Annotated in this window: 26 protein-coding genes and 1 tRNA gene; 14 read left to right on the top strand and 13 right to left on the bottom strand. The window is 69.8% G+C overall.

The window, feature by feature from the left end:
- Positions 1 to 37 precede the first annotated feature (37 nt).
- Positions 38 to 427 carry a response regulator gene (locus AC6EUL_RS11165; protein WP_056222745.1) on the top strand — a complete coding sequence of 130 codons (390 nt, stop codon included), beginning with the start codon at positions 38 to 40 and terminating at the stop codon, positions 425 to 427.
- 2 nt (positions 428 to 429) lie between these two features.
- On the opposite strand, the gene AC6EUL_RS11160 is transcribed toward AC6EUL_RS11165, so the two are convergent.
- Both AC6EUL_RS11160 and rsmI read right to left on the bottom strand, forming a co-directional pair.
- The gene (locus AC6EUL_RS11160) at positions 430 to 810 is read right to left on the bottom strand and encodes a YraN family protein (protein ID WP_499870086.1); all 381 of its coding nucleotides are present in this window, start codon (positions 808 to 810) and stop codon (positions 430 to 432) included.
- A complete protein-coding gene (gene rsmI, locus AC6EUL_RS11155; protein WP_499870085.1) occupies positions 807 to 1,763 on the bottom strand; it encodes a 16S rRNA (cytidine(1402)-2'-O)-methyltransferase in 957 nt (318 codons plus the stop codon). Before rsmI ends, AC6EUL_RS11160 begins: the two co-directional genes overlap by 4 nt.
- Before the next feature lie 121 nt (positions 1,764 to 1,884).
- Here rsmI and AC6EUL_RS11150 point away from each other — a divergent pair, with 121 nt between their 5' ends.
- Complete coding sequence (locus tag AC6EUL_RS11150) at positions 1,885 to 3,099, top strand: penicillin-binding protein activator (RefSeq protein WP_499870084.1); 1,215 nt, start codon at positions 1,885 to 1,887, stop codon at positions 3,097 to 3,099.
- Here AC6EUL_RS11150 and hemW read toward each other — a convergent pair whose 3' ends face one another.
- The 3 genes from hemW to rph all read right to left on the bottom strand — a co-directional run bounded on the left by hemW (position 3,100) and on the right by rph (position 5,705).
- Positions 3,100 to 4,278, bottom strand: coding sequence for a radical SAM family heme chaperone HemW (gene hemW / locus AC6EUL_RS11145; RefSeq protein WP_056274794.1), 1,179 nt, complete (start codon positions 4,276 to 4,278; stop codon positions 3,100 to 3,102).
- Between the two features lie 69 nt (positions 4,279 to 4,347).
- On the bottom strand, positions 4,348 to 4,980 hold the full coding sequence (gene rdgB / locus AC6EUL_RS11140; RefSeq protein WP_499870083.1) for an RdgB/HAM1 family non-canonical purine NTP pyrophosphatase: 633 nt from the start codon (positions 4,978 to 4,980) through the stop codon (positions 4,348 to 4,350).
- The gene (gene rph / locus AC6EUL_RS11135) at positions 4,977 to 5,705 is read right to left on the bottom strand and encodes a ribonuclease PH (RefSeq protein ID WP_499870082.1); all 729 of its coding nucleotides are present in this window, start codon (positions 5,703 to 5,705) and stop codon (positions 4,977 to 4,979) included. The genes rdgB and rph overlap by 4 nt, the downstream gene beginning before the upstream one ends.
- 264 nt (positions 5,706 to 5,969) lie before the next feature.
- Between rph and hrcA the strand changes: the two genes are divergently transcribed.
- Entirely contained in the window at positions 5,970 to 7,025 is a 1,056-nt protein-coding gene (gene hrcA, locus AC6EUL_RS11130) for a heat-inducible transcriptional repressor HrcA (protein ID WP_200917560.1), read from the top strand.
- A 62-nt stretch (positions 7,026 to 7,087) separates the two neighbouring features.
- Here the strand turns inward: hrcA and AC6EUL_RS11125 are convergent, their stop codons facing one another.
- A complete protein-coding gene (locus AC6EUL_RS11125) occupies positions 7,088 to 7,987 on the bottom strand; it encodes a DUF1236 domain-containing protein (RefSeq protein WP_499870081.1) in 900 nt (299 codons plus the stop codon).
- A 297-nt stretch (positions 7,988 to 8,284) separates the two neighbouring features.
- On the opposite strand from AC6EUL_RS11125, the gene AC6EUL_RS11120 reads away from it, so the two are divergent.
- The 3 genes from AC6EUL_RS11120 to AC6EUL_RS11110 all read left to right on the top strand — a co-directional run bounded on the left by AC6EUL_RS11120 (position 8,285) and on the right by AC6EUL_RS11110 (position 11,064).
- Complete coding sequence (locus tag AC6EUL_RS11120; protein WP_056351165.1) at positions 8,285 to 9,643, top strand: MFS family transporter; 1,359 nt, start codon at positions 8,285 to 8,287, stop codon at positions 9,641 to 9,643.
- Between the two features lie 265 nt (positions 9,644 to 9,908).
- Complete coding sequence (locus AC6EUL_RS11115) at positions 9,909 to 10,694, top strand: YfdX family protein (RefSeq protein ID WP_499870080.1); 786 nt, start codon at positions 9,909 to 9,911, stop codon at positions 10,692 to 10,694.
- A gap of 169 nt (positions 10,695 to 10,863) precedes the next feature.
- Positions 10,864 to 11,064, top strand: coding sequence for a hypothetical protein (locus AC6EUL_RS11110; protein WP_056380748.1), 201 nt, complete (start codon positions 10,864 to 10,866; stop codon positions 11,062 to 11,064).
- Between the two features lie 31 nt (positions 11,065 to 11,095).
- Here the strand turns inward: AC6EUL_RS11110 and AC6EUL_RS11105 are convergent, their stop codons facing one another.
- The gene (locus AC6EUL_RS11105; RefSeq protein ID WP_499870079.1) at positions 11,096 to 12,940 is read right to left on the bottom strand and encodes a chloride channel protein; all 1,845 of its coding nucleotides are present in this window, start codon (positions 12,938 to 12,940) and stop codon (positions 11,096 to 11,098) included.
- 212 nt (positions 12,941 to 13,152) lie between these two features.
- Between AC6EUL_RS11105 and AC6EUL_RS11100 the strand changes: the two genes are divergently transcribed.
- From AC6EUL_RS11100 to AC6EUL_RS11080, 5 genes are all read left to right on the top strand, one after another.
- A tRNA-His gene (locus AC6EUL_RS11100) sits at positions 13,153 to 13,229 on the top strand.
- A 210-nt stretch (positions 13,230 to 13,439) separates the two neighbouring features.
- Positions 13,440 to 14,633, top strand: coding sequence for a transglycosylase SLT domain-containing protein (locus tag AC6EUL_RS11095; protein ID WP_056274806.1), 1,194 nt, complete (start codon positions 13,440 to 13,442; stop codon positions 14,631 to 14,633).
- A gap of 200 nt (positions 14,634 to 14,833) precedes the next feature.
- Complete coding sequence (locus AC6EUL_RS11090) at positions 14,834 to 15,355, top strand: response regulator (RefSeq protein WP_056274808.1); 522 nt, start codon at positions 14,834 to 14,836, stop codon at positions 15,353 to 15,355.
- Between the two features lie 135 nt (positions 15,356 to 15,490).
- Positions 15,491 to 16,411: a transglutaminase family protein gene (locus tag AC6EUL_RS11085; protein WP_499870078.1), complete on the top strand. Its 921-nt coding sequence runs from the start codon at positions 15,491 to 15,493 to the stop codon at positions 16,409 to 16,411.
- A gap of 73 nt (positions 16,412 to 16,484) precedes the next feature.
- Complete coding sequence (locus AC6EUL_RS11080) at positions 16,485 to 17,291, top strand: transglutaminase-like domain-containing protein (RefSeq protein WP_056222782.1); 807 nt, start codon at positions 16,485 to 16,487, stop codon at positions 17,289 to 17,291.
- A gap of 56 nt (positions 17,292 to 17,347) precedes the next feature.
- Here the strand turns inward: AC6EUL_RS11080 and AC6EUL_RS11075 are convergent, their stop codons facing one another.
- Complete coding sequence (locus tag AC6EUL_RS11075) at positions 17,348 to 17,875, bottom strand: DUF4142 domain-containing protein (protein WP_499870077.1); 528 nt, start codon at positions 17,873 to 17,875, stop codon at positions 17,348 to 17,350.
- A 183-nt stretch (positions 17,876 to 18,058) separates the two neighbouring features.
- On the opposite strand from AC6EUL_RS11075, the gene AC6EUL_RS11070 reads away from it, so the two are divergent.
- A complete protein-coding gene (locus AC6EUL_RS11070; protein ID WP_056274809.1) occupies positions 18,059 to 18,286 on the top strand; it encodes a hypothetical protein in 228 nt (75 codons plus the stop codon).
- Between the two features lie 9 nt (positions 18,287 to 18,295).
- Here the strand turns inward: AC6EUL_RS11070 and AC6EUL_RS11065 are convergent, their stop codons facing one another.
- Complete coding sequence (locus AC6EUL_RS11065) at positions 18,296 to 19,225, bottom strand: LysR family transcriptional regulator (protein WP_499870076.1); 930 nt, start codon at positions 19,223 to 19,225, stop codon at positions 18,296 to 18,298.
- A gap of 124 nt (positions 19,226 to 19,349) precedes the next feature.
- On the opposite strand from AC6EUL_RS11065, the gene AC6EUL_RS11060 reads away from it, so the two are divergent.
- Positions 19,350 to 20,279: a ring-cleaving dioxygenase gene (locus tag AC6EUL_RS11060; protein WP_499870075.1), complete on the top strand. Its 930-nt coding sequence runs from the start codon at positions 19,350 to 19,352 to the stop codon at positions 20,277 to 20,279.
- Positions 20,280 to 20,352: 73 nt separating this feature from the next.
- Positions 20,353 to 20,991, top strand: coding sequence for an alpha/beta hydrolase (locus AC6EUL_RS11055; protein ID WP_499870074.1), 639 nt, complete (start codon positions 20,353 to 20,355; stop codon positions 20,989 to 20,991).
- 2 nt (positions 20,992 to 20,993) lie between these two features.
- On the opposite strand, the gene AC6EUL_RS11050 is transcribed toward AC6EUL_RS11055, so the two are convergent.
- Genes AC6EUL_RS11050 through cyoB form a run of 4 tightly spaced genes read right to left on the bottom strand, consistent with a single transcriptional unit; the run spans position 20,994 to position 24,805 of the window.
- Entirely contained in the window at positions 20,994 to 21,749 is a 756-nt protein-coding gene (locus tag AC6EUL_RS11050; protein WP_499870073.1) for an SURF1 family protein, read from the bottom strand.
- Positions 21,749 to 22,132: a cytochrome o ubiquinol oxidase subunit IV gene (gene cyoD, locus AC6EUL_RS11045; RefSeq protein WP_056222804.1), complete on the bottom strand. Its 384-nt coding sequence runs from the start codon at positions 22,130 to 22,132 to the stop codon at positions 21,749 to 21,751. The genes AC6EUL_RS11050 and cyoD overlap by 1 nt, the downstream gene beginning before the upstream one ends.
- On the bottom strand, positions 22,129 to 22,773 hold the full coding sequence (cyoC, locus tag AC6EUL_RS11040) for a cytochrome o ubiquinol oxidase subunit III (RefSeq protein WP_156389669.1): 645 nt from the start codon (positions 22,771 to 22,773) through the stop codon (positions 22,129 to 22,131). The genes cyoD and cyoC overlap by 4 nt, the downstream gene beginning before the upstream one ends.
- A gap of 28 nt (positions 22,774 to 22,801) precedes the next feature.
- Complete coding sequence (gene cyoB, locus AC6EUL_RS11035) at positions 22,802 to 24,805, bottom strand: cytochrome o ubiquinol oxidase subunit I (protein WP_056222817.1); 2,004 nt, start codon at positions 24,803 to 24,805, stop codon at positions 22,802 to 22,804.
- Positions 24,806 to 24,859 lie beyond the last annotated feature (54 nt).

Below are 24,859 nucleotides of genomic sequence, written 5' to 3'. Positions count from 1 at the left end.
CGGATTTCCAAGTCGATCGAAGGGAAGAAGCCCCGGCGTGAGTGCTCAAGTGGACGAAGACCTTCTCAATGGGGCTCGCGTGCTTGTCGTCGAGGACGAAGCCGCGATCTCGATGCTGCTCGAAGACATGCTGCTCGATTTCGGTTGCACCGTCGTCGGCCCCGCCGCGCGTCTGTCGACCGCCCTCGAGATGGCGGAGAACGAGAGTTTCGAGGTCGCCATCCTCGACGTCAACGTGGCGGGCGAGCCGATCTATCCGGTGGCCGAAGCCATCGTGAAGCGCGACCTGCCCATCGTATTCTCGACGGGCTACGGCGGCGCCGGCATCCGTGAGCCGTTCCGCGATCGTCCGGTCGTGCAGAAGCCGTTCAGCCAGGCCGACCTCAAGCGGACGCTGATCGCAGCCGTGGCGGCCGCGCGCGCCTGAGATCATCGGATCGGAAAGGCGTCGGCCACGTGCCGGGGCCAGGCCCAGGGCGAGACGAACACCGCGTCCGCCCGAAACGTCGCCGCGTCGGTGTTCGGGTGCCGACTGATCCAGGCCCGGACAGCCCGCGAGAATCGGGCGACCTTGCGGGCGTCGATGGCGCCTTGCGCCGCCTCCAGCGTGCTGCGCGCCTTCACCTCCACGAACGCGATCGTCGCCCCGCGCCGGACGATCAGGTCGATCTCGCCCCCCGCCGCGCGAAAGCGCGACCCGAGCGGACGGTACCCCTTCAGCATCAGGGCGAGGAGCGCGAGGGTCTCGGCCGTCCGGCCGCGCAGCTCGGTGGCGCGCCGGCGCTCGGCCGCAGAGCCCTCAGGTCTCATCGCCGGGCCAGGGCCAGGGCACGGGCATAGACGACCCGGCGGGGCTGGCCGGTCTCCTCCGCCACCAGGGTCGCGGCGTCCTTGATCGAGTGCCGGGCGAGCGCCGCCGTCAGGGCCGCATCGAGGCCCGCATCCGTCTCGGCGGCGTCGGGCACCTCGTCCTGCGTGCCGATGATCACCACCACCTCGCCCTTCGGCGCGCCCTCCTCCGCGTAGAGCGCGGCGAGATCGCCGAGGCTGCCGCGCCGGATCGTTTCGTAGAGCTTGGTCAGCTCGCGGGCGACCGCTGCCGGGCGCGTAGGCCCGAGGACCTCCACGGCGTCGACCAGCATCTCGGGCAGGCGATGGGGCGATTCGAACAACACCAGGGTGCCGGGGATGCGCCCGAGCGCCTCCAGGCGGCTGCGCCGCGCGCCGGACCTGGCGGGCAGGAAGCCCTCGAAGAAGAACCGGTCGGTGGGCAGGCCGGCGGCCACGATGGCGGTCATCACCGCCGAGGGGCCCGGAATGGGCGTGACGCTGAGGCCGGCCTCGATCGCCGCCTGCACGAGCTTGAAACCCGGATCCGACACGAGGGGCGTGCCCGCGTCGGAGACCAGGGCCAGGGCCTCGCCGGCCTGCATCCGGGCGATCATCCGCTCGCGCACCGCCGCGTTGGAATGCTCGTGATAGGCCACCAGGGGCGTGGTGATCCCGTAATGCATCAGCAGCGTGCGGGTGACGCGGGTGTCCTCGGCCAGCACCGCATCGGCGGCGGCGAGCGTCGCCAGGGCGCGGAACGAGACGTCCTTCAGGTTTCCGATCGGGGTCGCCACCACGTGGAGACCGGGCTCGATCGCCTCGGCCTCGGCGGCGAGCCCGAAGGCCGTGAAGGTTGCGGGTGGGCGGGCGCCGGGCCCCGTCGCGGCCGGGTCGCGCCGCCGCCGGGTCCGCGTGTCGATCTTCTGGGTCATGGCCGCGACCTTGCCACGATCGGGGCTCCCTGCGGAATGCTCGGCGGCGCGTCGGTTCACATTTACTTTTGGCCCCTAGGCTGCAAGCCTGGGTCGTCAGCCGGCGACAGGGGGGCCACCGATGACGCACGCCAACAGGCTGAAATTCGGGCTGGTCGGGATCTCGACCCTGCTCCTGCTCGCGGCCTGCGTCGGAGTGCCGGACGGCGGCGGCCGCGTCTCGAACCGGGTCCCGCCACCCCAGGCGGAAGGCCCGGGGCCCGTCGCGCCGATCGCCGCCGCGGGGGGGCGGATCGGCACCGGATCGGTGAAGGTCGCCCTGGTGGTGCCGCTCACCGGACCGGGCTCGGCGGTGGGCACGGCGATGCGCAACGCGGCCGAACTCGCCGTCGAGGATTTCCAGAAGTCCGACCTGCAGATCCTGGTGAAGGACGACCGCGGCGCGCCGGACGGCGCCCGCGAGGCGGCCCAAGCCGCCGTGGCGGATGGGGCCGAGGTCGTCCTCGGCCCGCTCTTCGCCGCCAACGTCCAGGCGGCGGCCGGCGTGGTACGCGCGGCGGGCAAGCCCCTCATCGCCTTCTCGACCGATGCCGGGGTCGCGGCCCGCGGCAACTACCTCCTGAGCTTCCTGCCCCAGGCCGAGGTCGACCGGGTCGTCGACGAATCCGTCGCGTCCGGCCGCAAATCCTTCGCGGCGATGATCCCGGATTCGAGCTACGGAAACGCCGTGGAGGCGCAGTTCCGCGAGGCGGTAGCCCGCAAGGGCGCGCGCCTCGTGGCGATCGAGCGCTATCCCGTCGGCAATCCGGCCCCCGCCATCGGGCGCCTCGGCGGGCTGATCACCGGGCCGGCGGCCCAGGCCGACGCGTTGTTCCTGCCGGATACGCCGGATGGCCTCGCCACCGTCGCCCCGGCCCTGACCAAGGCCGGGTTCGCCCCCGGCCGGGTCCGGCCGATCGGCACCGCCGTCTGGAACGATCCCCGGATCTTCGCCCTGCCCGCCCTCCAGGGCGGCTGGTTCGCGGCCCCGGACGCAGCCGGCTTCACCGGCTTCTCGCAGCGCTACCAGGCGCGGTTCGGCTCGGTGCCGCCGCGCGTCGCCACCCTGGCCTACGACGCGGTCTCGCTGATGGCGGCCCTGTCGCGCCAGTTCGGCTCGCAGCGTTTCGCCGACACCACGCTCACCAACCCGTCCGGCTTCTCCGGCGTCGACGGGACCTTCCGGTTCCGGCCGGACGGCCCGAGCGACCGCGCCCTGGCGGTCTACGAGATCCGTTCGGGTGCGCCGGCCATCGTCAGCCCGGCGCCGCGCACCCTCGGCCCGTCGGGCACCTGATCAGGCGGCGAGCGCGGCCACCAGCGCGTTGAGCACCGGCGCGCCGGCGGGCGTCGCGGCGATGCGGCCACCCGCATGTCGGGCGATCAGCCCCTCGGCGACGAGGCCGTCGATCCGCCCCGGGTCGAGGGCCCTCCCCTTCAGGGCGGCGTAGCGCGCGGGGTCGATGCCTTCGCGCAGGCGCAGACCCATCATCAGGAACTCGTCGCCCTGGTCCGAGGCGGCCAGCGTCTCGGTCTCGACGATGCCGTGACCCTGCCCCTCCACCCGGGCGAGCCACGCTTCCGGCGCCCGCTCGGTGACGGTGCCGATCCGGCCTGCCGCTTCGACGAGGCGTCCGTGGGCGCCGGGGCCGATGCCCGCATATTCGCCGTAGCGCCAGTACAGGAGGTTGTGCCGGGATTCCGCGCCGGGCCGGGCGTGGTTGGAGATCTCGTAGGCCGGCAAGCCGGCCCGGTCGCAGACCTCCTGGGTCACGTCGTAGAGGGCACGCGCGGCATCGTCGTCCGGCGGCACCAGCTTGCCGGCGGCGGCGAGGCCGTAGAACGGCGTGCCCGGTTCGATGGTGAGCTGGTAGAGCGACAGGTGCTCCGCCGCCCGGGCGATGGCACCTTCGAGTTCGGCCCGCCACGCGGCCGGGCCCTGGTCGGGCCGGGCATAGATCAGGTCGAAGGAGTAGCGCTCGAAATGCGCCGCCGCGACCCGCACCGCCGCCATGGCCTCGGCTGCGCTGTGCAGGCGGCCGAGTTGCTTCAGGGCGGCGTCGTCCATGGCCTGGACGCCGAGGGAGACGCGGTTGACCCCGGCGGTGCGGTAGCCGCGGAAGCGCTCCGCTTCGACGCTGGTGGGATTGGCTTCCAGGGTGATCTCGACGTCGGGCGTCACGGTCCAGGCGCCGCCGATGGCGTCGAGCAGGCCCGCCACGGTGGCGGGCTGCATCAGGGAGGGCGTGCCGCCGCCGAGGAAGACGCTCGACACCGTCCGTCCGGGCGTGCGCGCCGCCACATGGGCGATCTCGGCCCGGAAGGCATCCAGGAAGCGGCCCTCGTCCACGGGCGCGTGGCGCACGTGGCTGTTGAAGTCGCAATACGGGCACTTCGCGGCGCAGAAGGGCCAGTGGACATAGACCCCGAACCCCGCATCGCGGGTCGGGTGGTCCGGGCCTGTCGGTTCGGTCATGACGCGGATGTGCGCGCGGGACCGCCGTTTGGCAATCCCGCGGCCGGTCTCAAGGGCGCCGCAGGCAGTTTACGGACGCCGCAGGCAGGTCTGGGCCAGGAGCACGAAGGCGCGGGCGCGATGCGACAGGGCGTTGCCGGTCTGCCAGTCGACGCCGTGCTTCTCCGCGGAGGAGATCTCCCCGAAGGTGCGGTGGTCGCCGTCGGGCTGGAACATCGGGTCGTAGCCGAACCCGCTCGCGCCGCGCGGCGGCACGAGTTCGCCGAAGACCCGGCCCTCGAAGGTCTCGGTGTGGCCGTCCGGCCAGGCGATCACCAGGGCGGAGACGAAGTGCGCCCGCCGGGTGGTGGCGCCGCGCTTGTCGAGTTCGGCTGCGATGCGGGCCATGGCGGCCGAAAAATCCTTCGACGGACCGGCCCAGCGCGCCGAGAACAGTCCCGGTGCTCCATCGAGCGCGTTGACGCAGAGCCCGGAATCATCGGCGAAGGCCGGCAGCCCCGAGGCCGTCGCGGCGGCCAGCGCCTTGATGGCGGCGTTCTCGGCGAACATCGTGCCGGTCTCGTCGGGTTCCGGCAGGCCGAGTTCGCCGGCCGAGACCGCCTCGACCCCGAAGGGCGCCAGCAATTCGCGCATCTCCACGAGCTTGCCGGCATTGTGGGTCGCGATGACGACGCGGCCCGTGAGGATGCGATGCCCGCTCATGCGGCGGCTCCCGGCGCGATGGCCTGCTTCTGGAGGGCGACGAGGGACTGGATGCCGCCCTTGGCGAGGCGCATCAGCTCGAACAGTTCCTCCTCGGAGAACGGCTTGCCCTCGGCGGTGCCCTGCACCTCGACGAGGCCGCCGGTGCCCGTGATGACGAAATTGGCGTCGGTCTCGGCGCCCGAATCCTCGGCGTAGTCGAGGTCGAGGACGGGCTTGCCCTTGTAGATGCCGCAGGAGACCGCCGCCACGTGGTCGCGCAGGGGGTCGACCGAGATGATCGAGCGGCCGCGCATCCAGGTGAAGCAGTCGTGCAGGGCGATCCAGGCCCCGGTGATCGCCGCGGTGCGGGTGCCGCCGTCGGCCTGGATCACGTCGCAATCGACGGTGATCTGGCGCTCGCCGATCGCCGGCAGGTTGGTGACGGCGCGGAGCGACCGGCCGATCAGGCGCTGGATCTCCTGGGTCCGGCCGGAGGGCTTGCCCGAATTGACCTCGCGCCGGGTGCGCTCGTGGGTGGCGCGCGGCAGCATGGCGTATTCGGCCGTCACCCAGCCCTTGCCGGAGCCCCGCAGCCAGCCGGGGCCGCGCTCCTCCAGCGAGGCCGTGCAGAGCACCTTGGTGTCGCCGAAGCTGACGAGGCAGGACCCCTCGGCATGGCGGGAGACGGCGCGCTCCAGGGTGACCGTGCGCAGTTCGTCGTTCGCGCGCTTCGAGGGCCGCATGCCGCTCTCCTTACCGGTGTCGATGGAGTGCGGCTTTACGGTTCCGGCCCCCGCCCGGCAAGCGAGGTCGGGCGGATTGCCGGCGCCGCCTGTGAGCCCGAGGTGCGGAACGCCTACCGCGGCCAAGCGGTTTCTCGTATTCTCCCTGCGTCCGCCAGGGGCGACGGTGGACGGCATTGTGTAAAGCACGGGAGACCGTCACACTCTCCGCCTCAGGAATGGAATGTGACCGAGCCCGCCCGCCCCTTCTCCACATCGCAGCAGATGCAGGTTCTCAGCGCGCTGAACGAACGCTCGCGTGAAATCTTCCGGCAGATCGTCGAGAGCTATCTGACGACCGGCGAGCCGGTCGGCTCGCGTAACCTCGCGCGCATCCTGCCCATGGCCCTGTCGCCGGCTTCGATCCGGAACGTCATGGCGGATCTCGAGCATTCCGGGCTGATCTTCGCACCCCACGCCTCGGCCGGCCGTCTGCCCACGGAGCAGGGCCTGCGCTTCTTCGTCGATGCGATGCTGGAGCTCGGCGATGTCGGGCGTGAAGAGCAGGAGCGGATCGAGGCGCAGATGCGCGCGGCCGCCTCGGGCCATACCTTCGATTCCGCCCTGGCCGAGGCCTCGATGCTGCTCTCAGGGATCTCCCGTGGGGCCGGCGTGGTGCTCACCACCAAGACCAACGTCCACCTGAAGCATATCGAGTTCGTCCGCCTCGATCCGACCCGGGCGCTGGTCGTCCTGGTCTCCGACGACGGCTCGGTGGAGAACCGCCTCCTCGACCTGCCGGCGGGCCTGCCGGCGGGGGCTCTCCAGGAGGCCTCGAACTACCTGAACGCCCGGCTCCAGGGCCGGACCCTGGGGACGCTCCGCGCCGAGATCGAGTCGGGCCGGCAAGCGATGAAGCGCGAACTTGACGTGATCACCGAGCGCCTCGTGGATGCCGGCCTCGCCGTCAGCGTCGGCCCCTCGGATGCCCGGCAGCTCATCGTGCGCGGTCAGGCCAATCTCCTGGACGACCTGCGGGCCGCCGAGGATCTCGACCGCATCCGCCTGCTGTTCAACGACCTCGAGACCCAGAAGGACGTGATCGAACTCCTGTCCCGGGCCGAGGGCGGCGAGGGCGTGCGCATCTTCATCGGCTCGGAGAACAAGCTCTTCTCGCTCTCAGGCTCCTCGATGATCGCGGCTCCGTTCCGCGACGGGTCGCAGAAGATCGTCGGCGTGGTGGGGGTCATCGGCCCGACGCGCCTGAACTATGCCCGCATCGTGCCGATGGTCGACTACACCGCACGGGTGGTCTCCGGCCTCCTCGACCGCAAGCGCTGAGCGGAAAACGCGAAGGGGCGGAGCCTGAAGCCCCGCCCCCGACGCGGTTCCGATCGCTCGGGTCAGCCGCGGATCACGTCGACGATCTCATAGGTGTCGGGATCGACGATGACGATGTCGTCGTCCACCAGCACGTAGCGGTAATCCTCGTATTCCGGCGCGATCCGGACGATGTCCGGCGGCAGGTCGTAGAGGGTGTAGCTGCGGGCGATAGCCGTGCCGACGGTGAGCGCGAAGGCGCCGGCGGCGAGGCGTGGGATGCCCCGGCGGAACACGCTCTGGCGGAACTCGGTGCGCTGCGGCGCCCCCAGGCGGCCATAGGCGCCGCGGACGGCGCCGCGATCGCCACGGTCGCCGCGACCACCCCGGCCCTCGCGCTCGACGCGGCCGTCGCGACCGCCGCGCTCATCGCGGTCGGCCCGTCCACCGCGCTCCTCGCGGCCGTCGCGATCAGCCTTGCCGCCCCGATCGCCCTTGCCGTCGCGGTCCGCCTTGCCGTCGCGATCTCCCTTGCCGTCCCGGTCGCCCCGGCCGTCTCGTGCCGCGGCGCCACCGTCTTCGCGGCCGCCGCGCTCTCCGGCCGCCTGACCCGGACGACCGTCCTGCCGCCCTGCGCCACCCTCGGCGCCACGGCCACCGGCCTCGCCGCGCTGGGCCCCACCGGCCGGACCGGCCCCGGTCTCCGCACCGCCGGCTTCGCCGCCCCGCATGCCGGCGCCACCGCCCGCACCGCCACCGGCGCCACCGCGCATTCCGCCGGCACCACCCGCACCCGGACCCGCGCCACCGGCACCGCCGCCCGCGCCCATGCCGGCGCCGCCACCCCCGGCACCGCCTGCGCCGCCCCCGGCACCGCCTGCCCCGCCACCAGCGCCGCCGCCCGGCCCGCCCTGCGCGAACGCGCTCGCTGCGCCGATCACCAGGGCCGCCGCCGTCACCGTGCTCCGAAAGAGCTTGCTCATGGGATCGTTTCCACTCTCGTTGTTGTCGGACGCCGCTCGACGTCGATGCCGTCCGCAACGAGGATCTTCGAGAAACCGTTCCCGGATTTCTTGCGCTGATCTTGCTGCTGATCGCGATCAGCCTATTGACTCGGTACAGCCAAGCTCAGGAGCACGTCTTCCACAGCGTGGTTTCATCGTCATCTTGGCCGTGTCCGACAACCCGCTGATCGCCCTTTGGAAATCGCGTTCGAGGCGATAACGTCCCCGTCAAGCAAGCCGCGGAACGGCATTGTTCAGATCACAGGGATGAGACGTATGACAGGTGGGGCCGGGACCATTCCGACCAAGGCGGAGGACGCCGCCGACAACCGACGCCGGATCAAGGCGATCGTCGCCTCCTCGTCGGGCAATCTCGTCGAATGGTTCGATTTCTACTGCTACGCGTTCTTCGCGCTCTACTTCGCACCGGTGTTCTTTCCCGCCGGCGACAGCACCAGTCAGCTCCTGCAATCGGCCGCCGTGTTCGCGGTGGGCTTCTTCATGCGCCCGATCGGCGGCTGGCTGTTCGGCCGCATCGCCGACCGCCTCGGCCGCAAGACCTCGATGCTGATCTCGGTGCTGATGATGTGCGCCGGGTCGCTGATGATCGCGGTGCTGCCGACCTACGCCACGGTCGGGCAGCTCGCGCCGGCCCTGCTGCTGCTCGCCCGGATGATCCAGGGCCTGTCGGTGGGCGGTGAGTACGGCACCAGCGCCACCTACATGAGCGAGATCGCCGTGAAGGGCCGTCGCGGCTTCTTCGCCTCCTTCCAGTACGTCACCCTGATCGGCGGCCAGCTCCTCGCCTCGCTGGTGCTGATCATCCTCCAGAGCTTCCTCACCGCGCAGGAACTGACGGCCTGGGGCTGGCGCATCCCGTTCGTCATCGGCGCCATCGCGGCGGTGGTCGCGCTCTACCTGCGTTCGTCGCTGGCCGAGACGGCGACCAAGGAAGACATGGCCAAGAAGGATTCCGGCACCTTCGCGGCCCTGTTCAAGCACTGGCGCGCCTTCTGCGTGGTGCTGGCCTACACCGCCGGCGGCTCGTTGAGCTTCTACACCTTCACCACCTACATGCCGAAGTACCTCTTTAACACGGCGCATATCGACAAGGTCACGGCCTCGCAGATTTCCACCGCCGCCCTGTTCGTCTACATGATCATCCAGCCGTTCTTCGGCTGGTTGTCGGACCGGATCGGGCGCAAGGCCAACATGCTGCTCTACAGCGGCCTCGGGACCCTGATGGTGGTGCCGCTGATGACCGCCATCGGGTCCACGCAGAACGCGGTCCTGTCCTTCGCGCTGATCATGGTCGGCCTGATCGTGATCAGTTTCTACACCGGCATTAGCGGCATCGTGAAAGCCGAGCTGTTCCCGACGCAGGTGCGGGCCCTGGGCGTCGGCCTCTCCTACGCCATCGCCAATTCGCTGTTCGGCGGCACCGCCGAGATGGTCGCGCTCTACCTGAAGCAGGTCGGCTCCGAGAGCACGTTCTTCTGGTACGTGACCGTCATGCTCGGCGTCGCCTTCATCGGCTCGCTGATCATGCCGAACCCGAAGCGTCACGGCTACCTCGACGGCGACGGCACCGTCGAGGAAGCGCTGACCCGCAAGTCCCGCCTCTCGGCCGCCTGAGCCGTTTCCTCCTCGGGCGAACGACCGGCACGCGGTGAGCGATCACCGCGTGCTTTTTTGTGCCGCCGGCATCCGACTCGGAAACGGCTTGATGCACCTCCGCGCCTGGGCTGCTGTCAACGAATATTTGATGAACTGAACCTGACCAAACTTTAAGATGACATCTCGATTGGCCAAGACCACATTTGCTTCAGAAGAGATCGCCGGCGCAGGGAGATCAGTTCGATCCACGATCCAGGCGCGGCTCTTCTTCGGAGGCAGTGTGATGAATAAGACAAGAACAGTTGCCGCTTTCCTTGCCGCAACCTCGCTCCTCAGCGGTGTGGCACTGGCCAACGATGCGGTGAAGCCCGCGACGGCTCCGCCGGTGACGGCCGCGCAGCAGGCGGCGGACAGAGACGTGGGCAAGCTGTCGAAGGACGGCGCCCAGGCCTTCCGCGACCTGCACCTCGCCCGCATCGCCATCTTCGACGCCGATCCGACCCTCGCCAAGACCCTGATCGGCAAGGCGCAGGCGTCGCTCGCCAAGGCCAAGACCGACGAGGCGATCTACACCAAGGCGGAAGCGGACCTGCGGAGCCCCGACAAGCACGCCGCGATGGCGAAGGCTTCCGATGCGAAGGCGGCCGATGCCAAGGCGGCCGACGCCAAGACCGCGGAGGCGAAGGCATCCACGCAGCCCACGGCCTGGCTGCCCGTCGATGGCCAGCTGACGCTCGGCGAGGATTTCGTCGCCACGCCGACCAAGGCAGCCGCCGTGGCCACCGCGAACAAGAGCCTTGAGAAGGGTGACCGCAAGTCGGCCATCGACCAGCTCAAGCTCGCCGGCGTCGACATGAACTTTGTCCTGGCCGTCGTGCCGCTGAACCAGACGACCACCGATGTCGATCAGGCGGCGAGCCTGATCGGACAAGGCAAGTATTACGAGGGCAACGCCCTCCTGAAGAAGGTGGAGGACGGCGTGCGCTTCGACGTGGTGAACGTGCTCGGAACCCCGCAGAAAGCGCCGGCATCCGCGGCGACGACGGGTTCGACCGCTGCGCCCAAGTGATCCTTCACTCGAGTGACCCCTGATAAAGGGGCCCTCGACGAAGGGACCCTTCGATCAAGTGATCCCCTGATCCGACCCTGCCGGCGCCGCGTCCCGCCCAGGACCCGGCGTCGGCCCTTGCGCGGCCGCGGCGCGGCGCCCGGATCTCCTGCGTGGGAGGCGTTTCGTGATGAGTATCGGGATCAGCCTCGGGCTTCTGCTCTCCGCCGTCGTCACCGGTTTCGGCCTCGTGCTGGCCGCCGGCCTCGCCGGTCATCCGGTCGACGGGCAGGTGCCGAGCGACTGGGGCTGGAGCCTCCTGATGATGGGCGGGGCCAGCCTCTTCGCCTTCGGCTATGCCGGCTGGCGCCGGGCCACGGGGCGTCCGTGACCGCGCGGCGCTTTTCCGCCCGGCCAGCAATTCAGCTCGTCTCCCCCAGCACCGCCCGGCGCTGCCGGTCCAGTTCTTCGCTGTAGCGCTTGAGGGTGTGGCTCTCGGTGAGGAGGCCGATCACCTTGCGGCTCTTCAGGTCCTCCACCACCGCCAGGGCCTCGCTCTCCGTCCGGTCGAAGATCGCCGTGGCGATCTTGGCGTTCATGTCGGCGGTGAGGACGTCGTGGGTGTGGCGCAGGAGCCCGGGGAGACCCGGCGCCTCCGCCTCCGCCTCCAGCAGGGCCGCGTGGGCTTCCGGCACGAGGATGATGCCGGCATAGCGCCCCTGCCCGTCCACCATCACCACCCGGGAGGGCGAGCCCAGGGGGTGCTTGCGCAGGAAATTGGCGAGACTCTGGTCGAGGGCGGCCGTCGGCACCTCGCGGCGCATCAGCTTGCCGACCGTAAGGGTCCGGATCCAACCGACATCGTGCGCGCTGCGGATGCTCTCGCCGCGCAGGTGGAAGCGCCAGGTCGCGAAGGAATAGCCGAAGGTCTTCCGCACGGTCAGCGACGAGGCGATCACCGCCACGAGCACCAGGCCGGCGATCGGAAAGCTGCCCGTGAGTTCGAGGGCGAGGAACGTCATGGTCAGCGGTCCGCCGATCACCGCCACGGCGAGCGCACTCATGCCGATCACCGCGTAGGCGAGCGGGGTCAGCCCGAACGCGGCGAAGCCGGGCAGGATCATCGGCATGCCGGCGGCGAAGATCTCGCCCACGATCGCGCCGAGGAAGAGCGAGGCGAAGAAGAGGCCGCCGCGGAATCCCGACCCGATGGAGACCGCCGAGGCCGTCGCCTTGGCGACGAACAGCACGATCAGGGCCGAGAGGCCGAGGGTGGTGCCGTGGGCGTCGAGGTGCAGGTGCAGCGCCCCGTGTCCGCCGGAGAGGACCTGCGGCGAGGCGATGAGCGCCAGCCCGCCGACGCACAGGCCGCCGAGGATCGGGACGCAGAGGGTCGGCAGGCGGGTGGCGCGAAAGCCGGCTTCCACCAGGGTCACGCCGCGCATGATGAGGATGCCGAGGCCGGCGCAGATCAGTCCGAGGGCGAGGCTCGGAACCGTGTCGAGGGTGGTCAGGACCGTCGTGGTCACGGCATCGGCCCGTTCCACCGTGACGAGGGAGGTCTGGGCCACCAGGGCGCGGGCGACGACGCTGCCGCAGAGGGCGGCGACCACGACCGGGGTCAGCGTGGCGATGGAATAGGTGCCGATGATGAGCTCGAAGGCGTAGAACGCCCCCGTCAGCGGCGCCCCGAAGGCCGCCGCGATGGCCGCCGCCGCGCCGCAGCCGACGAGGGTCCGCTGATCGGCCCGGCGCAGCTCGAAGGCGAGGCCGAGGCGCGAGGCCAGTCCGGCGCAGAACTGCGTGTAGGCCGCCTCCATTCCCACCGAGATGCCGCTACCGTTGGAGATGGTGTTCTGAATCACCACGATGAGGGAATCGCGGATCGACATCCGTCCGCCATGCAGCGCGTTCGCCTCGATCGGGTCGACCACCGGGCGCCGGGGCCGTCGCTGCCAGCGCAGGGCCAGGGTGAAGAGCGCGAGCAGGACGCCGCCGAAGGCCGGCGCCAGGAGAACCACGAGGGCCGGGAGATCGGTGGCCGCGCTCAGGCGCAAGCCCGGCGGCAGACCGTAGAGCAGCTCCCGCAGGGCCTGCGTCGCGCGGTTCATTCCGGCCACCGCGACGCCGCCGCAGCAGCCGATCAGGGCGGCCAGGACGATCAGGCCGATCTCGCTGCCGCGCACGAGGGCGCGCAGCTGGCCGGGCGCTTGCACGAGCACCCGCTGGGCGAGCGGCGGTCGGGAGGGGATGGCGTGCGGTGGCATCGACCGGTGAACGGGAGCGTGCGCCGGGAGGAACGCGCGCAGGGAGATGGACCCGCGCCCTGCTTAGCCCGTCGGCGGCCCCGGCGTCGACCGCTCGGCGCCGTCGCCCGCCCGGCGCCTCGGGCTCGACGGGAGAATGGTCCACACTTTTGCCGACGATCGGCCGAAGGCGGCTTGAAATGCGGCGCGGGTCGGGATAGATCGCCCGCAGTGCCGCTGTAGCTCAGTTGGTTAGAGCGCTTGATTGTGGATCAAGAGGTCCCCCGTTCGAGCCGGGGCAGTGGTACCATTCCTTCTCGATGAGATTTGTTTGGCGGTCGTGCTCCGGCATGTCCGCGTTCGGCGTTTCGCGTCCCGCCCCGTCCGGTTGCGATGTGCGAAAACGCTCTGGACACCGTGCCAATCTTGCCACGGGATTGCCCCAAACTGGGCCGTGTTGTCGCCACATCTGTCAAGCTAATCTCAATCCGTCGCTTGGGAACGGGGTTGGGTCGCGCAGATGCAGGGTCGAAACGTCGGATCGTCACGGACCGTCTTCGCCAAGGGCCCCATCGCCAAGGGTGCGCCCGTCAAGGGCTCGCTCGCACCGCGCTCCGGCCTCGGCGCCGCTCCGTCGTCATCGGATGCCCTCACCCTCGGCGGCCGCATCGGCCGCGATCACGGCAGCCGCCCCGCCCTGACCCGCTCCGTGCTCTCCATGGTGCTGCTGGCGGGTGGCCTCGGCGGAGTCCTGGTCTACGGCGTCGGGCCGGACACCGGCGTGGTGCAGTCGGCTCAGGCGATGACCGAGATCACCATGCCGCGTCCGCGCATCCAGCCGGTCCCGGTCATCCTGCAGACCTCCGCCCAGGCGAGCGCGCCCCGCGCGGTGATCACCGCCGCTTCCGCCTTTGCCCCGGTCCATGACCTCGACACCGAGCTCGGCTCCAATGCGGTGGACCGCGTCTCCTACGACTACCTCCTGACCGAGAGCTCGGTCGGCGACCCGAACGAGGTCCTCGAATTCGGGCCGATGAAGATCCGGCGCCACCTCGTGCAGAAGATCGTCCGCGCCGCGCAGGCGGTGGAAACCGACCCCGTCCTGCTGATGGCGGTGGCCGACAAGGAATCGAGCTTCAAGACCGAGGTCCAGGCCCAGACGTCCTCCGCGACCGGCCTGTTCCAGTTCATCGAGCGGACCTGGCTCGGCGTGGTGCGCGACTTCGGGCCGAAATACGGCCTCGCCACGGATGCCGCCCTCGTGGTCGCGGGCGACAACGGACGCCCCACCGTCCTCGATCCGGCCGACCGGACCCGCATTCTCGAGATGCGCCGCGACCCCTACCTGTCCGCGCTGATGGCCGGCGAGATGCTGAAGCGCGACGCCGCCCGCATCGCGCTCCGCATCGGCCGCGAACTCACCCTGGGCGAGGTCTACCTCGCCCACTTCCTCGGCCCGGACGACGCCGAGGACTTCCTCGCCACCGTGGTCGACACGCCGAAGGCCGCCGCCGCGCAGATGCTGCCCGGCCCGGCCCGGGCCAACAAGACGATCTTCTTTGCCGCCCAGCGCGGGCGCCGGAAGGCCGTCAGCCTGTCGGTGGCGCAGGTGCACGAGAAGTTCGAGGCGATGATGAGCACCCGCGGCGAACGCTACCGCGACGTGCGCTCCATGGCCGGCATCCTGGCCTATGCCGACGCGACGGCGGACTGACGAAACGCACAGGGCGGACAGCGTCCGGGATGATTTCCCGCAACTGACCGTGATCTCCCGGCTTTAATGTCGGCGAGCCCTTCTGGCTCGCCTCGAGACACACACCGCGGAGGCCCTGCTTGCCGGACCCGAAAGGTACGAACGCGGACCACCCGTCCGCCGTCAGCCGGACATCGCTCGCGGACACGCTGAGTCCCGGGATGTCGCTCGACCGGATCGGCCAGGCCCTCGCCGCCTTCTACGACGACCTGATCGCCGAGGGGGTGCCGGAACACCTCGCGATCCTCGTGCGCAAGGTCGAACCGGAACCGGTGGCCAAGCCCAATCCGGCCAAGCCCCGCCCATCCAAGCTCGCCCTCGTGGTCGAGGACGACGCCGCCACGCGGGCGCTGGCCGAAGCGCTCCTGAGCGACACCGACCTGACCGCCATCGGCTGCGACAGCGCGGAGGCCGCGCTCACCATCATGCGCGAGCGCGGCGGCGACGTCGCCCTGGTCTTCGCCGATGTCAGCCTGGCCGGCGCGATGGACGGGGTCCAGCTCGCCTCCGCGGTCGCCCTGCTCTGGCCGGCGGCCCGCATGGTGGTCACCTCGGGCCGGCGGGCCGAACGACCCGGAACCCTGCCGGAGCAGGCAGTGTTCATTCCGAAGCCGTGGCGCCCGTTCGATCTCCTGAGCGAGGCGGAGATCGCCACCACCGTGCCCCAGCCCATCGTGCCCTGACCCGGTCGGATCGCCCCGCCGAGAGGCGTTTCCGCCGCTACCGCGACGGGTCGCTCCGGCGCACGACTTGCATCGCCGAACCCAGCGTCCGCGCCGACCAGACCACGCCGATCCGGCGCGGTGGAGCCCCTCGCCTTGCCCATCCTGTCCGTCCGCCACCGCACCACCTACCGTTACCGGCAGCCGGTGGCCTTCGGTGAACACCGCATCCTGTTCCGGCCTCGCGACAGCTACGACCAGCGCCTGATCTCGGCGACCCTGAAGATCACGCCGGAGCCGAGCGGCCTGCGCTGGCTTCACGACGTCTTCGGCAACTGCGTGGCCGTGGCCACCTTCACGGGGCGGGCCGCGCAGCTCACCTTCGAATGCGCGATCACCCTCGACCACACGCCGGAATCGGCGCCGGTCTTCCCCATCGCCGCCCATGCGGCGTTCTACCCGTTCGGCTACGGAGCCGACGACATCCCGGATCTCAGCCGCTCGATGGAGCGGCAATACTCCGATCCGCGCAACGAGGTCGACGCCTGGGCCCGCAGCTTCGTGCCCCCCGCCGGACGGATCGGGACCCAGGACCTTCTGGCCGAGATGACCCGCAGCGTCCGGCGCAACTTCGCGTATCTGGCCCGCTCCGAGAAGGGCGTGCAGGATCCGGTGACGACGCTGCGTCTGAAGCGCGGAAGCTGCCGCGATTTCGCGGTGTTGATGATCGAGGCCGTGCGGGCCCTCGGCATGGCGGCCCGCTTCGTCTCGGGCTACCTCTACAACCCACGCGGGGATCGCGACCGGCACGTGGGCGGTGGCTCGACTCATGCTTGGGTGCAGGTCTACCTGCCCGGCGCGGGCTGGATCGAGTTCGATCCGACGAACGGCATCGTCGGAAACCGGGATCTGATCCGGGTCGCGGTGGCGCGAGACCCGCGCCAGGCAGTCCCGCTGCACGGGTCGTTCTTCGGGTTTCCGGCGGACGATCTGGGCATGACGGTGAGCGTCGATGTCCAGGAAGTCGAGCCGGGGGCCGGGGGGCCTCGGGCGACGGATCCGGATCTGGCGCGTTGACGCACCGGCGCGGTAACCGCCGCCCGGTCGCAAGTGAAGAGCGTGTGTTTCTCGACAGGATCAGGTGGTGGATATGAAGATCAGGACTGGGTTCGACATCGCCTTCGAATCGGTTCAGCCAACGCCGATGATCCTCGCGTTGAGCGTGCACCCCTCACGGATGCCGGACGTCCTGACCCCCCACGTCATCCAGTTCGATCCGCCGATCCCGTCCCAGGACTATCGCGACGTCTTCGACAACATCTGCACCCGCATCGTCACGCCCCCCGGCCGCCTGACGATCTCGGCCGATTTCGTGGTCCAGGATTCCGGCCTACCCGACGCCTATGCGCCCAACGCCCAGCAGATCGAGGTGCAGAACCTGCCCAACGACGTGCTCGTCTATCTCCTGGGCAGCCGCTACTGCGACACCGACAAGCTGTCCGAGACGGCCTGGTCGCTGTTCGGCGGCACGCCCCTCGGCTGGGGCCGGGTACAGGCGATCTGCGACTACGTGCACGATCGCATCCGCTTCGACTACATGTGCGCCGATGCCACCCGGACGGCCTGGGACGGCTTCATGCAGCGCCAGGGCGTCTGCCGCGATTTCGCGCATCTCGCCGTCGCGTTCTGCCGCTGCATGAACATTCCGGCGCGCTACTGCACCGGCTACCTCGGCGACATCGGCATCCCGCCGGTGCCCGACCCGATGGATTTCTCGGCCTGGTTCGAAGTCTATCTCGACGGGACCTGGTACACCTTCGACGCGCGCCACAACACGCCGCGCATCGGCCGGATCGTCATGGCCCGCGGGCGCGACGCGACCGACGTGGCGATCACCACGAACTTCGGTTACGCGCACCTCGCCCGCTTCGACGTCCACACGGACGAGGTCTTCTGATCCGGCGGCGGGTTGGGACGGGTCTCCGCCGTACCGCTCCCCGGGGGGGACGGGACTTACCTATCGAGATCCTGCGCCATCTTGAGGTGATGCGCGAGGGCCGGCTCGGTCTTGGCCGCCCAGGCCTTCAGGTCCGGATTGTCGCCGCCCTTCGCGTAGCGCTGGAACAGGTCGACCGCATCCTTGTGCGCCTTCACCTGATCGCTGTGATACTGCTTCGTGAAGGCCTCACCCTGCAGGCCCTTCAGGGTGTCGAGCTTGCCCTGATGCGTGCTGTCGAGGGCCGTCGGGAGGGTGGCCTGGACCTTCCCACCCTGGACCATGGCCTTCAGCTCGCCCGTGGTCTTCTCGTGATCGGCGATCATCTTCTGAGCGTAGGCCTTGGTCGGCCCGTCGCTGCGCTCGGCCGCGAGCCGGCTGGTCTGGATCTCGAAGAGGTCGCTGACCCCGGCCTGGGTCACGAAATCGGCGGTGGAGGGGCTCACCCCGATCAGCGCATTCACCCCCGTCTTCTCGCTCACCGATTGCGCCGCGGCCGGTCCCGCGAGCAGCGCCGCGACGGCGATCATGGCCCTGCGTGTCATCACACCCTCCTCCAGCGATCTCATGCCCGTGAACCTCGGCATCGGCCCCGTGTTCCGGTTGAGCGGGAGATCAGCCGTCCCCTCTCGGGCGCCCGAACACGCTCCGCTTCACCACGAAGTCAGGTCGCAGGGACGAAAAAGGCCCCGTCGCGCGTTGCCCTTCTGCAAGCAGGAGAGACCGAGATGGATGCACGCCTCATCGCGATGAACAACGAGGCCAACCGAATCGCCTCCGAGCGCCTGCTGGAGCAGCTCCGGGACGAAGGCCTGCGCTACCGCCTGTGGGTCACCGGGACGCCGCAGGGCGACACCCTGCACCTGCGCGTGGACCACCTCTGCCCCGAAATGCGCCAGCGCCTCGACAAGGTGCTGCGCGGACGCGGCCTGACCCTTGAGATCGCCGAGGCCTGAGCCGGCGGCTCACGCCGGGACGGTGCTGGTCCCGGCCGCCCAGGGCGCGGCCGAGAGGGCGTGGGCCAGATAGGCGATCAGGGCGCTGACCCGGGCCGGGCGCGGATCGCCCGGCGGGGTGACGAGGTGGAGGTCGATCCGCGGCGGCGTCCATCCCGGCAGGGCCCGGACCAGGCGCCCGTCGCGCAGGTCCTCCCACACCATGAAGTCCGGCTGGACTGCGAGGCCCAGGCCGGCACGCAGGGCGGGCGCGAGGGCATCGGCATTGTTCGCCCGCAGGGGGCCATCCGGCACCACCGTGGCCTCCGCGCCGCCGGTCCCCAGGAAGCGCCAGCGATCCGGGCTCGGCAGGTAGGCGTAGCCGAGGCAGGCATGGCCCGCGAGATCGTGCGGATGGGCCGGCCATCCGTGCCGGGCGAGGTATGCCGGCGTGGCGACGAGCGAGCGGTGAATCGCGCAGAGCCGCCGGGCCCGGAGCGAGGAATCCGTCAGCGCGGCGATGCGCAGGCCGCAGTCGAAGCCGCGGCCGACGAGGTCGATCAGATCGTCGCCCAGATGCAGGTCGATGCTCAGGCCCGGATGTGCCGCAAGGAAATCCGGCAGGAGCGGCGCCACGTGCAGCACCCCGAACGACATCGGCGCGGCGAGCCGGACCTTCCCGCGCGGCTGCGCCGCCGCGTCCTGCGCCCGGGCCTCGGCCGCCTCGCCCTCGGCGAGGATGCGCGCGGCGGCCTCCCGGGCCGAGGCGCCGGCCTCCGTGAGAGCGAGCTTGCGCGAGGTGCGGTGGAACAGGCGCGCCCCGATCCGCACTTCCAGGCGGGTCACCGCCTTGGAAACCGTACCCGTGGTGATGCCCAGCTCGGCGGCCGTACGGCCGAAGGATCCGGTCTCGACCACCTTGGCGAAGATGGCCCAGGCTTCGAAATCGGGAAGCTTCATCGATGGTCTTTCAGAAACGATGCGTTTCCATCGTTTCCATTTTCGAACGCGGTGGCAAGGCGCATCTTCCGGTCATCGCAGCACGGCCGGTCCCGGCGCGGTGCGGCCCCCAGGAGATCGTCCCATGTCCCAGAACGGCATCCACCACGTCACCGCGTTTTCCGGCGCCGCGCCCCGCAACGTCGACTTCTACACCCAGGTGCTCGGCCTCCGACTGGTCAAGAAGACCGTCAACTTCGACGATCCGGGCACCTACCACCTCTATTACGGCGATGAGACCGGCCGCCCCGGCACGATCCTGACCTTCTTCCCGATCGCGCATGCGGCCCCCGGCCGGGTCGGGATCGGCGAGACCCAGGAGACCGCCTTCCGGGTCCCGCGCGCCTCGATCGGCTGGTGGACCCACCGCTTCATCGAGAAGGGCGTCGCCCACGAGACCCTGGCCCCGGTGCTGGGCGAGCCGACCCTGCGCTTCCGCGACCCCGACGGCCTGATGCTGGCCCTGGTTGGCACCGAGGCGGCGGAGACCGATGCGCCCTGGACGGGCGCCGAGGTTCCGGCGGAGCACGCCATCCGCGGGTTCCACGGCGTCACCCTGCTTCTCAAGGAGGCGGAGGGCACGGCGGCGATCCTGACCGAGGTGTTCGGCTTCCACGAGGCCGGACGCGAGGGGGCGGCGACCCGCTACGCCAGCGGTGCGCCCGCGGGCGGCTTCGTCACCCTGCGGGCGGTGGGCGAGTTCCTCCGCGGCCGGCAGGGCGCGGGCTCCGTGCACCACATCGCCTTCCGGGCGGCGGACGACGCGGAGCAGGCGCGGATGGTGGAGACGCTGACCCGCACCTACGGGCTCGGGGTCACCGAGCAGCGCGACCGGCAGTACTTCCGCTCGGTCTACTTCCGCGAGCCGGGCGGGGTGCTGTTCGAGATCGCCACCGACGTCCCGGGCTTCGCCGTCGACGAGCCGGTGGAGACCCTGGGCCGCGACCTCAAGCTGCCGGCCTTCCTCGAACCCCACCGGGCCCAGATCGAGGGGCACCTGCCCGAAGTGGCCTGAACGATACCGGCCGAAGACAAGCGCTCGCTCCGTCCGGAGCGGGCGCGCTCCAACCGATCGTCGCGAGATTGCCATGACCGAACCATCCTGGGGCGGAGCCCAGCGCCTCACCCATCGCTTCGAGCCCGCCACCGAGGCCGGGCTGCCGCCGCTCCTCCTCCTGCACGGGACGGGCGGCGACGAGACCGACCTCCTGCCCCTCGGGCGGACCCTGCTGCCCGGCGCCGCCCTGCTCTCCCCCCGCGGCGCGGTGCTGGAGAACGGCATGCCGCGCTTCTTCCGCCGACTCGCGGAGGGCGTGTTCGACGAGGCCGATCTCCGCCGGCGCGCCGCCGACCTCGCGGGCTTCGTCGCCGCGGCGCGGACGGCCTACGGCCTCGCCGCGCCGGTGGCGGTCGGGTTCTCGAACGGGGCGAACATCGCCGCGGCCCTGCTGCTCCTGCACCCGGAGGTGCTCGCCGGCGCGGTGCTCCTGCGCCCGATGGTGCCCCTGCGGGAGACGCCGCCGGCCGATCTCGCCGGCCGGCCGGTGCTGATGCTCTCGGGCGCCGCCGACCCGATCGTGCCTGCGGCCAATGTGGGGTCGCTCGCCGAACGCCTGCGGGCTGCCGGCGCCACCGTCACGCACGAGACCCTGCCCGTCGGGCACGGCCTTTCGCAGGCCGACGTCGTGCGAGCGGGCCCCTGGCTGCAGCGCCTCGCCGCGGCCTGACCTCAGGCCGATGCCCGCCCCGCGCCGCGGCGGGCATCGAGGAGGGTGTAGCCGACCGCGCCCAGGACCATCAGGGCGAGGACGTACCAGGTGATCGCGTAGACGAGGTGGTTGTCCGGAAACCGCACGATCGTCAGCCCGCCCACCGGCCAGCCGCCGGGATTCGGGGTGGCGTCGGCATCAATGAAGTACGGGGCGGCGTCGGCGAGCCCCCGCGCCGCCGCGATGGCGGCGACGTCGCGCGAGTACCAGCGCCCGGCCTCGGGGGCATTGCTGCGGAGGAAGGCCCCGCCCGGTTCACTCAGGCGCAGGAGCCCGGTGACGGTGGTCTCGCCAGCGATCTGTGCGGCCGCCCGCGCGGCCGGGTCTCGGCGGTCCGCGGGGACGAAGCCGCGATTGACCAGGATCGCGGTACCGTCGCTGCGCTCCACGGGCGTCAGCACCCAGAAACCGGCGCCGAGATCGGTGACGGCCTGAACGAGAGTCTCGCGGTCGTTGCGAAAGTGCCCACTCGTCCGCACCCGGCGATAGGCGTCGGCATCCGCCGTCAGCCCGTCCCAGGTTCCGGGGCCCGGCGCCGCGACCGGATCGGCATGGACCCGGGCCTCGACCCGGGCGATCAGATCGTGCTTCCAGGTCCGGCGCTGGACCTGCCAGGTCCCCAGAGCCGCGAGGGCCGCCACGAGGATCAGCCCCGTGACGGCGAGAGCCGCGAGCGCGAAGGTGGAGCGCCGCGCCCCCGGTCGTGGGCTGGCCATCAGCCCATGTGCATGTGCTGCGGCATCATGTTCGTGTTGAGGTGGTACATCACCCACAGGGAGCCCGCGAGCGTGATGATCACCAGCGTCAGGGTGAAGATCAGAGCCAGGATGGTCCAGCCGCCCTCGGACTTCGTGTTCATGTGGAGGAAGTAGATCATGTGCACCACGATCTGCGCCACCGCGAAGCCCATGATGACGATGCCGGTGATGCGGTCGTTGCCGAGTACGTTGCCCATCACCAGGATGAACGGGATCGCCGTCAGGATGACCGACAGCACGAAGCCGGTCATGTAGTCCTTGAAGGTCCCGTGGCTGCCGCCGTCGGCATGCCCGTGTCCGTGCCCGTGATCGTCGTGTCCTGCCTTCGACGCGGCGCTCATTGCAGGACTCCCATCAGGTACACGAAGGTGAAGACGCCGATCCAGATCACGTCGAGGAAGTGCCAGAACATGCTGAGGCAGAGCAGCCGACGCTTGTTCTCGGGCACCAGCCCGCGCTTGTGCACCTGCGCCATCAGCGTCACCAGCCAGACGATGCCGAGGCTGACGTGCAGGCCGTGGGTGCCGACCAGGGTGAAGAAGGCCGACAGGAAGGCGCTGCGCTGGGGCGTCGCGCCCTCGTGGATCAGGTGGTGGAACTCGTAGAGCTCCAGCCCCACGAAGGCGAGGCCGAACAGGCCGGTGATCGCCAGCCAGATCTGCACGCGGCTGAGGTCGCCCTTCTCCATCTCCAGCATGGCGAAGCCGTAGGTGATGGAGGAGAACAGCAGCATCGAGGTGTTCAACGCCACCAGCGGCAGGTCGAACAGATCCTTCGGCGAGGGCCCCGCGGCGTAGTTCCGGCCCACCACCGCATAGGTGGCGAACAGCGCCGCGAAGATGAGGCAGTCGCTCATCAGGTAGAGCCAGAAGCCGAGCATCGTGCTCCCTTCCGGGTGATGCTCGCCCTTGGCGTCGTAGAAGGCCGTCGGATCGACCTGGGGAATCGTCACCGACGGGCTTCGGCCGGGCTCGAAGTTCATGGCAGCGGAAGACTGGGTTGCCATGATCTCAGACACGCTCCGCCAGCAGGGACGTCCGCTGGCCTTCCGTCCGGACGACCTCGTCGGCCGGGATGTAGAAGTCGCGGTTGTAGTTGAAGGTGTGGCCGATCGCGACGACCGCGATCGCTGCGAAGCTGAAGGCCGCAAGCCACCAGATGTACCAGATCATCGCGAAGGAGAAGACGATGCTCAGCACGCCGAGGATGATGCCGGCCGCGGTGTTCTTCGGCATGTGGATGGCCTTGAACCCCTGAAGCGGCCGGGCGTAACCGCGCTTCTTCATGTCCCACCACGCGTCGTGATCGTGGATCACGGGCGTGAAGGCGAAGTTGTAGTCCGGCGGCGGCGAGGAGGTCGCCCATTCCAGGGTCCGGCCGCCCCACGGGTCGCCGGTCGTGTCGCGCAGCTGCTCGCGGCGCAGGACGCTGACGACCAGGGTGATCGCGAAGGAGGCGATGCCGCAGAGAATCAGCACGGCGCCGAAGGCCGCGATGATGAACCAGATCTGCAGGGACGGGTCGTCGAAGTGCTGGACGCGGCGGGTGACGCCCATCAGGCCGAGGACATAGAGCGGCATGAAGGCGACCCAGAACCCGGTCAGCCAGAACCAGAACGACACCTTGCCCCAGAAGTCGTCGAGCTTGAAGCCGAAGGCCTTAGGGAACCAGTAGGTGATGCCGGCCAGCATGCCGAACAGCACGCCGCCGATGATGACGTTGTGGAAGTGGGCGATCAGGAACAGCGAGTTGTGCAGCACGAAGTCGGCCGGGGGCACCGCGAGCAGGACACCGGTCATGCCACCGATGACGAAGGTCACCATGAAGCCGACGGTCCAGAGCATCGGGACCTCGAACCGGATGCGGCCCTTGTACATGGTGAAGAGCCAGTTGAAGATCTTCGCACCCGTCGGGATCGAGATGATCATCGTCGTGATGCCGAAGAACGAGTTCACGCTGGCGCCCGAGCCCATCGTGAAGAAGTGGTGCAGCCACACGAGGTAGGACAGGATCGTGATGACGACAGTGGCGTAGACCATCGAGGCGTAGCCGAAGAGGCGCTTGCTCGAGAAGGTCGAGACGATCTCCGAGAACACGCCGAAGGCCGGCAGGATGAGGATGTACACCTCCGGGTGACCCCAGATCCAAACCAGGTTCACGTACATCATCGGGTTGCCGCCGAGGTCGTTCGAGAAGAAGTGCGTGCCGACGTAGCGGTCGAGCGACAGCAGCGCGAGAACGGCCGTGAGGATGGGGAAGGCGGCGACGATGAGGATGTTGGTGCAGAGCGCGGTCCAGGTGAAGACCGGCATCTTCATCATGGTCATGCCGGGGGCCCGCATCTTCACGATGGTGGCGATGAGGTTGATGCCCGACAGCAGGGTCCCGATGCCGGCGATCTGGAGCGCCCAGATGTAGTAGTCGACGCCGACCCCCGGGCTCATGGCGGGCCCCGAGAGAGGCGGATAGGCCAGCCAGCCGGTGCGGGCGAACTCGCCGACGAACAGCGAGGCCATCACGGTCACGGCGCCGCTCACCGTCATCCAGAAGCTGAAGTTGTTGAGGAACGGGAAGGCCACGTCGCGGGCGCCGATCTGCAGCGGCACGACGAAGTTCATCAGGCCCGTGACCAGCGGCATCGCCACGAAGAAGATCATGATCACGCCATGGGCGGTGAAGATCTGGTCGTAGTGGTGCGGCGGCAGGTAGCCCTCGTTCGGCCCGAAGGCCATCGCCTGCTGGGCGCGCATCATCAGCGCGTCGGCGAAGCCGCGCAGGAGCATGACCAGCGCGAGCACGATGTACATGATGCCGATCTTCTTGTGATCGACGGAGGTGAACCAGTCGCGCCAGAGGGGTCCCCAGAGGCGGAAATAGGTAAGCGCACCAAGCACCGCGACGCCGCCGAGGCCGACCATCGCGAAGGTGATGAGGAGGATCGGCTCATGAAGCGGCACGGCGTCGAGCGTCAACCGCCCGAACAGGAGCTTCTGGAGATCCGGATTGGAGAACATGGGACCTACTCGTGAGAGGAGTGTGCCGAATGGGGGTGCGGGCGACCGAAGCGT

The organism is Methylobacterium sp. 001424705 (genome assembly GCF_059816145.1).
This window is presented reverse-complemented; position numbering and strand designations above follow the sequence as displayed.